This window comes from Rhizobium sp. TH135 (assembly GCF_002855515.1).
Classification (GTDB): Bacteria; Pseudomonadota; Alphaproteobacteria; order Rhizobiales; family Rhizobiaceae; genus Allorhizobium.
This window is the reverse complement of sequence record NZ_PKRP01000005.1, coordinates 398,243-411,444: the sequence shown is the minus strand read 5'-3', so window position 1 is coordinate 411,444 and position 13,202 is coordinate 398,243. Positions and strand designations below refer to the sequence as shown.

The following is a 13,202-nucleotide window of genomic DNA, read 5'->3' as shown; positions in this document are numbered from 1 at the left end:
GAAAGCCAAAGCGTTGTCATGGGAGGATCGACATGCGCGACAGTTATCAGGACATCTATGATTCCTGGAAGGCGAACCCCGAGGGTTTTTGGGGTGGCGTGGCGGAGGAGATCCACTGGTACAAAGCCCCCGATGTTCTCTTCGATCCTGCACAAGGTAGCTATGGCCGCTGGTTTTCCGGTGGTGAGACAAACACCTGCTTCAACTGCGTCGACCGCCACATTGAGACAGGACGCGGGGCGGAGACCGCCGTCATCTATGATAGTCCGATGACCGGGCAGACTGCCCGCTATAGCTATGATGACGTGTTGACCGAGGTCTCGGCTATCGCCGCCGTGCTGCGCAATCATGGCGTCGGCAAGGGGGATCGCGTCATCATCTACATGCCGATGATCCCGGAAGCCGTCTTCTCCATGCTCGCCTGCGCGCGCATCGGTGCCGTGCATTCCGTGGTCTTTGGAGGATTTGCGGCGCACGAGCTAGCCACGCGTATCGATGATTCCGGGGCCAAGGTGGTGATCGGCGCGAGCTGCGGTCTGGAGCCGGGGCGTATCGTTCCCTACAAGCCACTGCTCGATCAGGCGATCGACATGGCCAAGGTCAAACCTGATTTCTGCCTGATCCTGCAGCGTGACCAATATCATGCGCCGTTGCGCTACGAGCACGGTGACGTGGATCTGGCCCAGGCGATCGAGCAGGAGAAAGTCAACGGGACCAAAGTCGATTGCGTGCCGGTGGCGGCAACCGATCCGCTCTATATCCTCTACACATCCGGGACGACGGGCCAACCCAAGGGCGTCGTGCGCGACAATGGCGGGCACATGGTCGCGCTCAACTGGACCATGAAGAATGTCTATGGCGTCAAGCCAGGGGAGGTCTTCTGGGCGGCATCGGATATCGGTTGGGTCGTCGGGCATTCCTATATCGTCTATGGCCCGCTGCTGGCCGGCAACGCGACAGTGATCTTCGAGGGCAAGCCCGTAGGCACGCCGGACGCTGGCACCTTCTGGCGCGTGGTGAGTGATCATGACGTCAAAGTCCTGTTCACCGCGCCGACGGCATTCCGTGCGATCCGTCGCGACGATCCTGAAGGTGACCATGTCGCCCGCTATGACCTCTCAGGGCTGCGCGCGCTGTTTCTCGCAGGCGAGCGGGCGGACCCGGAAACCTTGAAATGGGCGGAGCGGATCCTCAAAATCCCCGTAATCGATCACTGGTGGCAGACGGAGACGGGCTGGGCCATCGCCGCCAATCCGGCGGGTCTTGGATTGCTTCCCGTGAAACACGGATCACCGACCAAGGCGATGCCGGGTTACGCGCTTGATGTTCTCGATGATGCCGGCCATCCGGTGGCCCCTGGCACGCTCGGCAATATCGTTGCAAAGCTGCCCCTGCCCCCGGGGTGCCTTGTAACCTTCTGGAATGCCGACGAACGTTTCCGGACCTCGTGCCTCGAAGAATTCCCGGGCTACTACAAGACGGCCGATGCCGGTGTGATCGACGAGGACGGTTATGTCTTTGTCATGGCCCGCACCGACGACATCATCAATTGCGCCGGCCACCGGCTGTCTACGGGTGGCATGGAAGAGGTATGCGCGATGCATCCCGATGTGGCCGAATGCGCTGTCATCGGTATTGCCGACGAGCTCAAGGGCCAGATCCCCTGCGGCTTCCTCGTGTTGAAGAAGAACGTCCACCGCGACCATGCCCTGATCTCCAAGGAAGTCGTTCAGCTGGTGCGGGACGAAATCGGCCCGGTGGCCGCCTTCAAGATGGTGTTGATGGTGGATCGTCTGCCGAAAACGCGTTCAGGCAAGATCCTACGTGGCACCATGCAGAAGATCGCCGATGGGCTGCCCTGGAAGATGCCGGCGACCATCGACGATCCCGCGATCCTCGACGAGATTACGGCCGTCCTTCAAGCGCATGGTCAGGTTCCTGCCGTCGCGAAGACAGCTGCGATCGTATGACCTGAATTCAAGGCAGTAAAAAACCCCGGCTGCCATGGGCGGCCGGGGCTGAATTCGTAGATCAGGCAGCTCAGTACTGATCGTCTTCGTCGTCGTTGCGACGGTCGGACTTCAGCGACTGGAGTTTGGCGAAGACGGCGTTTGCGTCAATTTCCTTTTCTTCCTCGCGCTCATAGCTGAAACCGACATTCTCGGTTTCGCTAGCAGACTGCAAGGTCGCGCCGAGTTCGGCAGCGGTCGGCAGCGGACGGCCCTTGGAGGCCTTTTCGACCTCCAGGTCCAGATCGATCTGGCTGCAGAGGCCGAGCGTCACGGGATCCATTGGCGTCAGGTTGGCAGAGTTCCAGTGGGTGCGGTCACGGATCTGCTCGATCGTCGACTTGGTGGTGCCGACGAGACGGGAAATCTGGGCGTCCTTCAGTTCAGCATGGTTGCGAACCAGCCAGAGAATGGCGTTCGGGCGATCCTGGCGCTTCGAGACCGGCGTGTAACGCGGGCCACGACGCTTCGAGTCCGGCACGCGAACCTTCGGCTCCGAAATCTTGAGCTTGTAGTTCACATCCTTTTCAGCGCGGGCGATCTCGTCGCGCGAAAGCTGGCCGGTTGCGATCGGGTCCAGACCCTTGATGCCTTGGGCTGCTTCGCCGTCCGCAATAGCCTTCACCTCGAGCGGGTGCAGCTTGCAGAACTGCGCGATCTGGTCGAATGACAGCGCGGTATTGTCGACGAGCCATACGGCGGTCGCCTTCGGCATGAGCAGTGTCTGGGCCATGGATACAATCCTTCTGAGGGTCCGCGCCGGTTGTCGCGGGCCGTGGGTTTAAACCACTATTTCCGGGAATTCGGCGTCCTTATAGCGATTATGTAACGAAATTGCAATTCGCGAAGTCGCGAATGACCTTTGTCTAATTGCTGGCCATGTTGCACCTGCTATGTATGTCGGCGATAGGCCGGGGAGGACGGTCCTGGTCGCCAGTTGTGGCCCGTCAACATGAGGAGGAATTCATGTCAGCCAAAACCTATCCGGTGCTGAAATCGGCAAAAGTCCGCGCTCTGATCGATGATGACAAGTACCAGAAATGGTACCAGGAAAGCATCGAAGACCCCGAGAGATTCTGGGGTAAACACGGCAAGCGCATCGACTGGTTCAAGCCTTATACGAAGGTCAAGAACACGTCTTTCAAGGGCAAAGTCCCGATCAAGTGGTTCGAGGATGGGCTGACAAACGTCTCCTATAATTGCATCGACCGCCACCTGAAGACACATGGGGAACGCACCGCCATCATCTGGGAAGGTGACAACCCTTACATCGACAAGAAGATCACCTATAACGAGCTCTATGAGCATGTTTGCCGGATGGCGAACGTCTTGAAGAAGCACGGCGTGAAGAAGGGCGATCGCGTCACCATTTACATGCCGATGATCCCGGAAGCCGCCTATGCCATGCTGGCTTGCGCGCGCATCGGCGCCATCCACTCGGTCGTGTTTGGTGGCTTCTCGCCGGAAGCACTGGCCGGACGCATCGTCGACTGTGAATCGACCTTTGTCATCACCTGCGACGAAGGCGTGCGCGGTGGCAAACCGGTGCCGCTTAAGGAAAACACCGATATCGCGATCGACATTGCTGCCAAGCAGTATGTCATCGTCAACAAGGTCCTCGTCGTACGCCGCACCGGCGGCAAGATCGGCTGGGCGCCAGGCCGCGATATCTGGCATCACCAGGAAGTGCATACCGTCAAGGCAGAATGCCCGCCGGTGAAGATGAAGGCAGAAGATCCGCTGTTCATCCTCTATACCTCGGGTTCGACCGGCAAGCCGAAGGGCGTCATGCACACGACAGGCGGTTACCTCGTCTATGCCTCGATGACGCATGAATATATCTTCGACTATCACGATGGGGACATCTACTGGTGCACGGCCGATGTCGGCTGGGTCACCGGCCATTCCTACATCGTCTATGGTCCGCTTTCGAACTGCGCCACGACGCTGATGTTCGAAGGTGTTCCCAACTTCCCTGACCAGGGACGGTTCTGGGAAGTGATCGAGAAGCACAAGGTCAACATCTTCTACACCGCACCGACGGCCATCCGCTCGCTGATGGGCGCCGGCGACGATTTCGTGAAGCGTTCGGACCGCTCGTCGCTGCGCCTTCTCGGTTCGGTCGGTGAGCCGATCAATCCGGAAGCGTGGGAATGGTACTACAACGTCGTTGGCGAGCAGAAGTCGCCTGTCGTTGATACCTGGTGGCAGACGGAAACTGGTGGCATCATGATCACGCCGCTGCCGGGGGCAACGCCACTCAAGCCGGGTTCTGCCACGCGTCCATTCTTCGGCGTTAAGCCGGAGCTGGTCGATATCGAAGGCAATGTTCTGGAGGGTGCCACCGACGGCAACCTCTGCATTACCGAAAGCTGGCCGGGCCAGGCGCGATCCGTCTACGGCGATCATGATCGCTACATCCAGACCTACTTCTCGACCTACAAGGGCAAGTATTTCACCGGAGACGGCTGCCGCCGCGACGAGGATGGATACTATTGGATCACCGGTCGCGTTGATGACGTCCTCAACGTCTCGGGTCACCGGCTTGGCACCGCAGAAGTTGAATCGGCACTGGTGTCGCACCATCTCGTGTCCGAGGCGGCCGTCGTTGGCTATCCGCACAATATCAAGGGTCAGGGCATTTACTGCTACGTCACCCTGATGTCGGGTCATGAAGGCACTGATGCGCTGCGCGCGGACCTCGTGAAACACGTCCGTACCGAAATCGGCCCGATCGCAACACCGGACAAGATCCAGTTTTCGCCTGGCCTGCCGAAGACCCGTTCGGGCAAGATCATGCGCCGCATCCTGCGCAAGATCGCCGAAGACGATTTCGGCGCACTTGGTGATACCTCGACCCTGGCCGATCCGGCTGTGGTCGACGATCTCATCGCCAACCGGCAGAACAAGATCGGCTGATCAATCTTCGGAGAAAATGAAGAAAGGGGCTTCCGCAAGGGAGCCCCTTTTCTGTTCAGTCATTCGGGCAGGGACGTTTGCTTTTCGATCGTCCCTGGTAGGGTTCGACAAGACCTTCATCGAGGAGGTGCTGTGCCGGGCGCATTCCATCCTGAAGCGCGAGATCAGCGACCACGCGGCCGAAATATTTGTCGCCCGAGATGGCGGTGAGCGACACAATGTCCTGGCCGTCCATAAGGTCAGTCAGTTCTTCTTTGGCGCGCAGGGCCGCTTTTCGGAATGTCGGGCATTTCGATTTCAGTTCGGGTGCATCGATGCCGCGGAGCCTAACATAGGTACTCACCTTGTGATCCGGCCATGGCATGGCCTCAACCAGCACCGTATCGCCGTCCACGACCTTGACGAGATGCGCCAGAACCGGCCCGTCGATCTGCCGGCTGGCTGCCTGTCCCGGCGCCGCAACCGTCGAGGCAAGGAAAATCATCACATGAGTGAGCGCTGACCGGAACATAATAGGAACATATTCCGATAACTCTCGCAGATCAATAGGCAACTATTCCTTAGAAGTCGATGGCGCGCCCCTTGATCTCCCAATCGCCGAACCGGGCCGGATCAGCACCGCCTCGTCCGCCGATCTCCGGCGGCATTTCGGTTGCGGCTTCCTTGAGGCGTCGCTCCTCCGCTTCGGCGAGTGCCCGCTTCGCAGCCGGACTCAACTCACGCGGCTGTTCTTCCACGCTGACATCGGCTTCACGATCTTCTGACATCACATCGTCCTTTGCTGAGACGGCATTTCATGCGCAAACATTGAAATTGGGGTCGCCGCTTTTTAAATCAACAGGCGAAAACGGCAATAGAATTGCCGTGAGTGCTGCTTTGAGAGGACCACGCCATGAATACCATGCGGACTGCCATGCTGCTTGCCTTCATGACCGCCCTCTTCATGGGCGTCGGCTTCCTGATCGGTGGCAGGGGCGGCATGATGATCGCCTTTGTCGTCGCAGCCGGCATGAACTTCTTCTCCTACTGGAATTCCGACAAGATGGTGCTCCGTGCCTACCGGGCGCAGGAGGTCGATGAGCGCACGGCACCGGAATTCTACATCATGGTTCGGGATCTGGCCCGCAATGCGGGCCTGCCGATGCCGAAGGTCTATGTCTTCGACAATCCCCAGCCGAACGCCTTTGCAACGGGTCGCAATCCGCAGAATGCCGCGGTTGCCGCTTCAACGGGTCTTCTCCAGCGCCTCACACCGGAAGAGGTGGCTGGCGTCATGGCACATGAACTCGCCCATATCGAGAATCGCGATACGCTGACCATGACGATCACCGCGACACTCGCCGGTGCCATCTCGATGCTTTCGAATTTCGCCTTCCTGTTTTCCAGCGGTCGCGATGATCGCAACAATCCCTTCGGTTTCATTGGCGTCATCGTCGCCATGATCGTTGCACCGCTTGCGGCCATGCTGGTCCAGATGGCGATCAGCCGAACGCGCGAATATGCGGCCGATCGACGTGGGGCCGAGATCTGCGGTCAGCCCCGCTGGCTCGCCTCCGCCCTGCAGAAGATCGCAGGTGATGCCTCGCAAATCGAGAACATGGATGCCGAGCGCAATCCCGCGACAGCGCACATGTTCATCATCAATCCCTTGAACGGCCAGCGGATGGACAATCTCTTCTCGACGCACCCGAACACGCGAAACCGCATCGAGGCGCTTCTGGCGATGACGGATATCCGCTCTGGGGGATCGACGCCGCCGGAGGCCCCTGTTAAGGCAACGCGCACGGCGCGTTCCGTTCCGACCACCGGTTGGGGGCGCGGCAAAGGCGAACCACCCAAAGGACCATGGTCTTGAGCGATCGATCGACGGGCAAACCGAAAAACAATCAGGCCGGACGCAAGAGCCATGGCGAGCGCCGGCCTCGGCAACCTTTGAAGCCTGGCCTTGAGGCGCGCATCGCCGCCACACGCATTCTGTCGGCGGTTGTCGATCGAAAGACATCGCTCGACGGAATGCTCGATTCCGAGCATGGAAATCCTGCCTATCTGCCGCTGAATGAGGCTGATCGCGGTCTCGTGAAGGCCATTCTCCAGAGCGCCTTGCGTCACCTGCCGCGGATCGACGCCATTATCGCAGGGATGCTCGACAACCCGCTTCCGGAAGGCGCGCGCTCCCTTCACCATCTGCTGGTCGTTGCGGCCGCGCAGATGCTTTATCTCGATGTCCCGGATCACTCAGCCGTCGATCTGGCGGTGGAGCAGGCCAATGGTGATCCCCGCAGTCGTCGTTTCGCAAAGCTGGTGAATGCCATCCTGCGGCGCATCGGACGGGAAAAAGAGGATTTGCTCGCGGCTGTCGACGATCTTCCCTGCATGCCCGACTGGTTCATGCAGCGGCTCGAAGCGGTCTATGGTCAGGAGCATGCGCTCGCGATCGCTGCCTCGCAGCTCCAACCGCCGACGATCGACCTTACTGTGAAATCCGATGCTGCCGGCTGGGCCGAACGGCTGGGTGGTCAGGTTCTGCCGACCGGCACTGTGCGACTTGATCGTTTTCGGGGGGCGATCACCACGCTCGAAGGGTTCGAGGACGGTGTGTGGTGGGTTCAAGATGCTGCTGCTGCCATTCCGGCAAAACTGTTCGGTGATCTTCACGGAAAGCGCGTTGCCGATCTCTGTGCAGCCCCTGGCGGCAAGACTGCCCAGCTTGTGCTGGCTGGTGGCGATGTTGTCGCCGTTGAACAGTCCAAGTCGCGGGTCAAGCGGCTCGAAAGCAATCTGGCTCGGCTCGATCTGCCGGCCGAGACCCGATGCGTCGATCTTCTGACCATCGGTGCCGACGACAGCTTCGATGCAATTCTGCTCGATGCTCCCTGCTCCTCAACGGGCACCACGCGCCGCCATCCCGATGTCCTGTGGACCAAGGATGCAGCCGATATCGCGAAGCTGGCTGCCCTTCAGGAGAAGCTGCTTCGCCACGCGGTCACACTCCTGAAGCCGGGTGGCCGCCTTGTGTTTTCCAACTGCTCGATCGATCCCTCAGAGGGCGAGGAGATCATCGATCGTCTGCTGGTCGATTTTCCCGATTTGCGCCTGCTCCCGATCGTTCCGGAGGACTGGCCAGGGCTCGAAGCGGCGATCACGCCGAAGGGCGAGTTCCGGACCACGCCCGCGATGCTTGCCGAGCAAGGTGGCCTTGACGGTTTCTACGCGGCGATCGTTGCTAAAATTTAACTAATATCTCAATAAACCTGTTGGCAAGTCTGCGTGGACATCGCCGGTCGCTCCGCATGTCCGCGACATGGCGGTATGACAAGAAATTTCGTGCCCCAGAAATCGGGTTCGGAGGACCCTTGTCCTTCCCGCCCACGATTGTCGGACAACAGGAAATGGCTGGATCATCAGGATCCGGTTACAGGAACCAGTATGCGAATCAATGATCGCGCTCGACTGATTTCGCTTCACATTGCCGAAGCCTGGCGGCAGATGCGGCAGACGGCTGCCGTCTTGACCCCGCCATTCGTTCTCCTGGGTCGTTTCCGGATCAATCGTGTGGTTGTCGCACCAACCGATTTGAGGGCGGTTGATTCCTTCGTTGCCGAAGAAATTCTCAACGGTCGCTATCCGCTTGCCGGTCGGGTTCTCGATGCCGGGCAGCAATCCCCGTTTGAACTGGAGCTGCCGTCTGTGCAGTTTGCGCGGCGTCTCCACGGTTTCGGGTGGCTGCGCCATGTTCGTGCCGACAAGAGCAGTGTTGCCTGCAACAATGCCCGCTGGATTACGGATCAGTGGATTGGCCTTCATGGCAACCGCACCCGCGGTCTGGCCTGGGATAGCGAGGTCGTCTCGCGGCGTATCATCAGCTGGCTATCCCATTCGCCGGTCGTGCTTCAGGATGCCGATGCCGGGTTTTATCGTCGGTTTACAGCTTCCCTCGGTCAGCAGGTGCGTTTCCTCCAGCGCCGCGTCGATTCACTCCCCGAAGGATTGCCACGCCTGAAGGCGCGCATCGCAATTGCTATGGCATCCATAGCAGCGGAAGCTCGTCCAGCCGCCGTGCGCCGTGCAGGCCGATTGCTCGACCGGGAGCTGGAGCGGCAAGTCTTGCCGGATGGGAGCCACATTTCTCGCAACCCGCAAGCTTCGGTCGATTTGCTCTTCGACCTCCTGCCGTTGCGCCAGAGCTACATCAACCTCGGCCACGACGTGCCGTCCAAGCTGATCCCCGTGATCGACCGGATATTCCCGGCGGTCCGCTTCTTCCGGCACAGCAGTGGTGATCTTGCCTTGTTCAATGGGGCCAGTTCCTCGCTTGCAACGGATCTCATGAGTGTCTTGCGCTACGACGAGACATCCGGCCAACCGTTCAAGGCCTTGCCACATGGCGGCTTTCATCGATTGTCGGCCGGGGACACGGTGATCCTCGTGGATACGGGAAAGCCGATTTCGGCCCGGCTGTCGACAACGGCTCATGCCGGCTGCCTTTCGTTTGAGCTGTCTTCCGGGCGCAACCGTTTCATGATCAACAGTGGATCGCCCAGGTTTGCCGGAGAGCGGCTGCGGCAGCTTGCCCGCACCACTGCAGCACACAGCGCCGTCTGCATCGGCGATGTGTCGTCTGCACGCATCGCGCATTCCTCCCATCTCGGCCCCATCATCGTCGCGGGTCCATCGCGGATCGAGGTCGATCGCCAGACGGGCCCCGATGCCAGCGATCGCCTCTCCGCTCGTCACGACGGCTATGTCGAACGTTTCGGCGTCTTGCATGAGCGGGAAATCCGCATCAACGAGCAGGGCACCAAGATTGCCGGTCGCGATCGTCTTCTCCTGCCTGATGGGCTGCCGACACCGAACCTGCCCGGTGCCGAAGTCGTCGCGCGCTTTCACATCCATCCGTCGATCACCGTCGAGCGTTCCGATGATCGTAAAGTGCGTCTCGTCGCACCCGATGGGGAAAGCTGGTCCTTCTCCATTCCTGTCGGTGAGATCTCCGTCGGAGAGGACGTATTCTTTGCCGATGTCTCCGGCATCCGACCCTCGCAACAGTTGGAGATCGTGTTCCAAGGGCCGGAAATTCGCTGGTTTCTGGCGCATCACGCCTGATGGCAGTCATCTTGCAGTTTCATCACACATGAAGCTGTGCTAGGCGGCGGCATCGCGCCCGCTGCCGATTGTCCGGGCGCCCGCCAGCTCGGAGTGAACCCATGGCCGTCGTATCCAAGAAGATCCCCGCCCCTGACCTCGTGCGCGTGCGTACCGCGCTTCTTTCGGTGTCCGACAAGACCGGCATCGTGGAATTTGCGCAGGCACTGCACCAGCGCGGTGTTCGCCTGCTGTCGACGGGCGGCACCCACAAGACTTTGGCGGCTGCCGGTCTGCCGGTGATCGACGTTTCCGAGATCACGGGTTTCCCGGAGATCATGGATGGGCGCGTGAAGACACTTCATCCGCTCGTTCACGGTGGCCTTCTCTCGATCCGCGACGACGCGGAGCACGTCGAGGCCATGAAGGCGCATGGCATTGAAGCCATCGATCTCTCGGTCATCAATCTCTATCCGTTCGAGCAGGTCCGTGCGGCGGGTGGCGATTATCCGACCACCGTGGAGAACATCGATATCGGTGGCCCCGCGATGATCCGCGCTTCTGCAAAGAACCATGCTTATGTCACCGTCGTCACCGACGCTGCCGATTATGCCGAGGTCATTGCGGCTCTCGGCGAAAACGATGGTCAGACGACCTACGCGCTCCGTCAGCGGCTGGCTGCCAAGGCCTATGCCCGTACGGCTGCCTACGATGCTGCGATTTCGAACTGGTTTGCCGAAGCGCTCGAGATCGATATGCCTGCCTACCGGGTGGTTGGCGGCGTCCTGAAGGAGAAGATGCGCTACGGCGAGAACCCGCACCAGAGCGCTGGCTTCTACGTGACCGGCGATAACCGGCCCGGTGTCGCCACCGCCACCCTGCTCCAGGGCAAGCAGCTCTCCTACAACAATATCAACGACACGGACGCTGCCTTCGAACTGGTCGCCGAATTCCCGCCGGAGAATGGGCCGGCCTGCGCGATCATCAAGCACGCAAACCCCTGCGGCGTTGCCACCGGCTCGAGCCTTGTCGAGGCTTACAAGCGGGCACTCGCTTGCGACAGCACCTCGGCCTTCGGCGGCATCATCGCGCTGAACCAGCTCCTTGATGCTGAGACGGCGCAGGAAATCGTCAAGCTCTTTACCGAAGTCATCATTGCGCCGGAGGTAACCGATGAAGCCAAGGCCATCATCGCGACCAAGCCGAACCTGCGCTTGCTGACGACTGGCGCCCTGCCCGATCCGCGTTCGCATGGCATCATGGCGAAGACCGTCTCCGGTGGTTTGCTCGTCCAGAGCCGTGACAATGTGATGGTGGAAGATCTCGACCTGAAGGTCGTCACCAAGCGCGCGCCGACGGCGACCGAGCTCGAAGACATGAAGTTCGCCTTCAAGATCGCCAAGCATGTGAAATCCAACGCGGTGATCTATGCGAAGAATGGCCAGACGGCGGGTATCGGTGCCGGCCAGATGAGCCGCGTGGATTCAGCCCGTATTGCCGCTCTGAAGGCCGAGGATGCCGCCAAGGCGTTGGGACTTTCCGAGGCTCTCACCAAGGGTTCGGCGGTCGCTTCGGAGGCCTTCTATCCCTTCGCAGACGGTCTGTTGGCCGCGATTGCCGCGGGTGCTACGGCCGTCATTCAGCCGGGTGGCTCGATGCGGGATGAAGAAGTCATCGCCGCTGCCGACGAACACGGCGTTGCCATGGTCTTTACGGGCGTTCGCCACTTTCGCCACTGAAGATTATAGAGTCTAGACAGAGCAACGGCCGGTGGAGCGATTCGCCGGCCGTTTTTGTAATCATCGGTCTGTAGCCGGATATCTGGTCCTCCAGAGCATCAGCAACCCGCCTATCAGGAAGATCAGCAAGGTGGCCATGCCGGCACGCGCCGAACCGGACCATGCGGTGACGACAGAGAAGCTGAGCGTTGCGAGAAAGCTGGTTGCGCGTCCCGACAGGGAATAGATGCCGAAATAGCGGCCCGCCTCATGGAGCTCCACGCTGCGCGCTAGGTAGGAGCGCGAGGAGGCCTGGACGGGGCCGAAGGACATCCCGATCAGCAGGCCATAGAGGATATAAGCCTTCTCTGCCGGCGTGGCGAAGAGACCTTCCGTTCCAGTGATCGGCAAGCTCACGAGGCCGAAGAGGGTGAAATCGACGCCTGTCGAGATGATACCGAAGGTCGCGAGAATGAGCATCACAAGGCTTACGAGAACGACCACCTTCGAGCCAAGTGCCCGGTCCACGCGGCCGGCGACGAGGCAACCGAAGATGGCGACGATGTTGAGGATGATGCCGTAAATCCCGATCTCCATGGTCGACCAGCCGAACATGGCGGCGGCGAAAACCCCGCCCAGGACCAGCAGGCCGTTGACACCATCCTGATAGATCATGCGAGCGATCAGGAAGCGCAGGATATTGGTGCGGTGGCGTAATTCCGCAAGCGTCGAGCGGATTTCCCGGAGCCCCGAGCGAACGGCAGCCCCCAGCGGCTTTCCCTTGGCCGCATCCGGCGTGAAGAAGAACATCGGCAGGATGAACAGGAAATACCAGACCGCTGAGATCGGGCCTGTGATGCGGGCATCTTCGCCGGCTGCTGGATCCAGCCCGAAGAGAGGATCGAGCCCGATCAGCGTTTTACCCGTGGTCGGGCTGCCAGCCAGGAAGAGAACGACAAAGATCAGAACGATCATGCCGCCCATATATCCCATGCCCCAGGCGATGTTGGAGACGCGACCGACATCCTGCTGACTGACCAGCCGCGGCATCATGGAATCGTTGAAGACGATGGAAAACTCGGCGGCCACGCTCGCCAGGATGATCAGGAGCATCACCAGGGCAACGGATGATCCAGGCGCTGCAGTCCACAAGAGCGCGAGGCACAGGATCTTGATGAGCGCGAAGAAGGCAATCCAGGGCTTTCGCGCGCCCGACTCGTCGGCGATAGAGCCCAGGATTGGAGCGAGCACGGCGATGATGACGCCGGAAATCGTTGCCGCATTGCTCCAGTCTGTCTGCGCGCTGACCGGATCATCCGTCATGCGCGACACGAAGTAGGGACCGAAGATGAAGGTGGTCACGACCGTGAAGAAGGGTTGCGCCGCCCAGTCAAAGAACATCCAGCCACGGACCCCCCTGTTGATGGGGCCGTGGCTGGTCTTTGTCACTGCACTTGTCGTCACGCACACCCCC

The 13,202-nt window shown here is 60.2% G+C and carries 10 protein-coding genes; 6 read left to right on the top strand and 4 right to left on the bottom strand.

From position 1 onward, the window contains the following. Nucleotides 1-32: 32 nt before the first annotated feature. A complete protein-coding gene (locus C0V73_RS17130; protein ID WP_102021188.1) occupies nucleotides 33-1,970 on the top strand; it encodes a propionyl-CoA synthetase in 1,938 nt (645 codons plus the stop codon). Nucleotides 1,971-2,040: 70 nt separating this feature from the next. Here C0V73_RS17130 and C0V73_RS17125 read toward each other — a convergent pair whose 3' ends face one another. Further along, nucleotides 2,041-2,742: a DUF1013 domain-containing protein gene (locus tag C0V73_RS17125; protein ID WP_102021187.1), complete on the bottom strand. Its 702-nt coding sequence runs from the start codon at nucleotides 2,740-2,742 to the stop codon at nucleotides 2,041-2,043. A gap of 233 nt (nucleotides 2,743-2,975) precedes the next feature. Between C0V73_RS17125 and acs the strand changes: the two genes are divergently transcribed. Then, on the top strand, nucleotides 2,976-4,928 hold the full coding sequence (acs, locus tag C0V73_RS17120; protein WP_102021186.1) for an acetate--CoA ligase: 1,953 nt from the start codon (nucleotides 2,976-2,978) through the stop codon (nucleotides 4,926-4,928). A 55-nt stretch (nucleotides 4,929-4,983) separates the two neighbouring features. Here acs and C0V73_RS17115 read toward each other — a convergent pair whose 3' ends face one another. Together C0V73_RS17115 and C0V73_RS17110 are read right to left on the bottom strand one after the other, a co-directional pair. Further along, nucleotides 4,984-5,439 carry a thermonuclease family protein gene (locus tag C0V73_RS17115; protein WP_143708351.1) on the bottom strand — a complete coding sequence of 152 codons (456 nt, stop codon included), beginning with the start codon at nucleotides 5,437-5,439 and terminating at the stop codon, nucleotides 4,984-4,986. 49 nt (nucleotides 5,440-5,488) lie between these two features. After that, nucleotides 5,489-5,695, bottom strand: coding sequence for a DUF1674 domain-containing protein (locus C0V73_RS17110; RefSeq protein ID WP_102021185.1), 207 nt, complete (start codon nucleotides 5,693-5,695; stop codon nucleotides 5,489-5,491). Between the two features lie 125 nt (nucleotides 5,696-5,820). On the opposite strand from C0V73_RS17110, the gene htpX reads away from it, so the two are divergent. The 4 genes from htpX (at nucleotide 5,821) to purH (ending at nucleotide 11,749) form a co-directional block, all read left to right on the top strand. Then, complete coding sequence (gene htpX / locus C0V73_RS17105; protein WP_102021184.1) at nucleotides 5,821-6,783, top strand: zinc metalloprotease HtpX; 963 nt, start codon at nucleotides 5,821-5,823, stop codon at nucleotides 6,781-6,783. Then, the gene (locus C0V73_RS17100) at nucleotides 6,774-8,162 is read left to right on the top strand and encodes a transcription antitermination factor NusB (protein WP_102021183.1); all 1,389 of its coding nucleotides are present in this window, start codon (nucleotides 6,774-6,776) and stop codon (nucleotides 8,160-8,162) included. The genes htpX and C0V73_RS17100 overlap by 10 nt, the downstream gene beginning before the upstream one ends. Nucleotides 8,163-8,354: 192 nt before the next feature. Further along, nucleotides 8,355-10,031: a heparinase II/III family protein gene (locus tag C0V73_RS17095; RefSeq protein ID WP_102021182.1), complete on the top strand. Its 1,677-nt coding sequence runs from the start codon at nucleotides 8,355-8,357 to the stop codon at nucleotides 10,029-10,031. 101 nt (nucleotides 10,032-10,132) lie between these two features. Then, nucleotides 10,133-11,749: a bifunctional phosphoribosylaminoimidazolecarboxamide formyltransferase/IMP cyclohydrolase gene (purH, locus tag C0V73_RS17090; protein ID WP_102021181.1), complete on the top strand. Its 1,617-nt coding sequence runs from the start codon at nucleotides 10,133-10,135 to the stop codon at nucleotides 11,747-11,749. A gap of 60 nt (nucleotides 11,750-11,809) precedes the next feature. Here the strand turns inward: purH and C0V73_RS17085 are convergent, their stop codons facing one another. Next, the gene (locus tag C0V73_RS17085; RefSeq protein ID WP_245408015.1) at nucleotides 11,810-13,129 is read right to left on the bottom strand and encodes an MFS transporter; all 1,320 of its coding nucleotides are present in this window, start codon (nucleotides 13,127-13,129) and stop codon (nucleotides 11,810-11,812) included. Nucleotides 13,130-13,202: the final 73 nt, after the last annotated feature.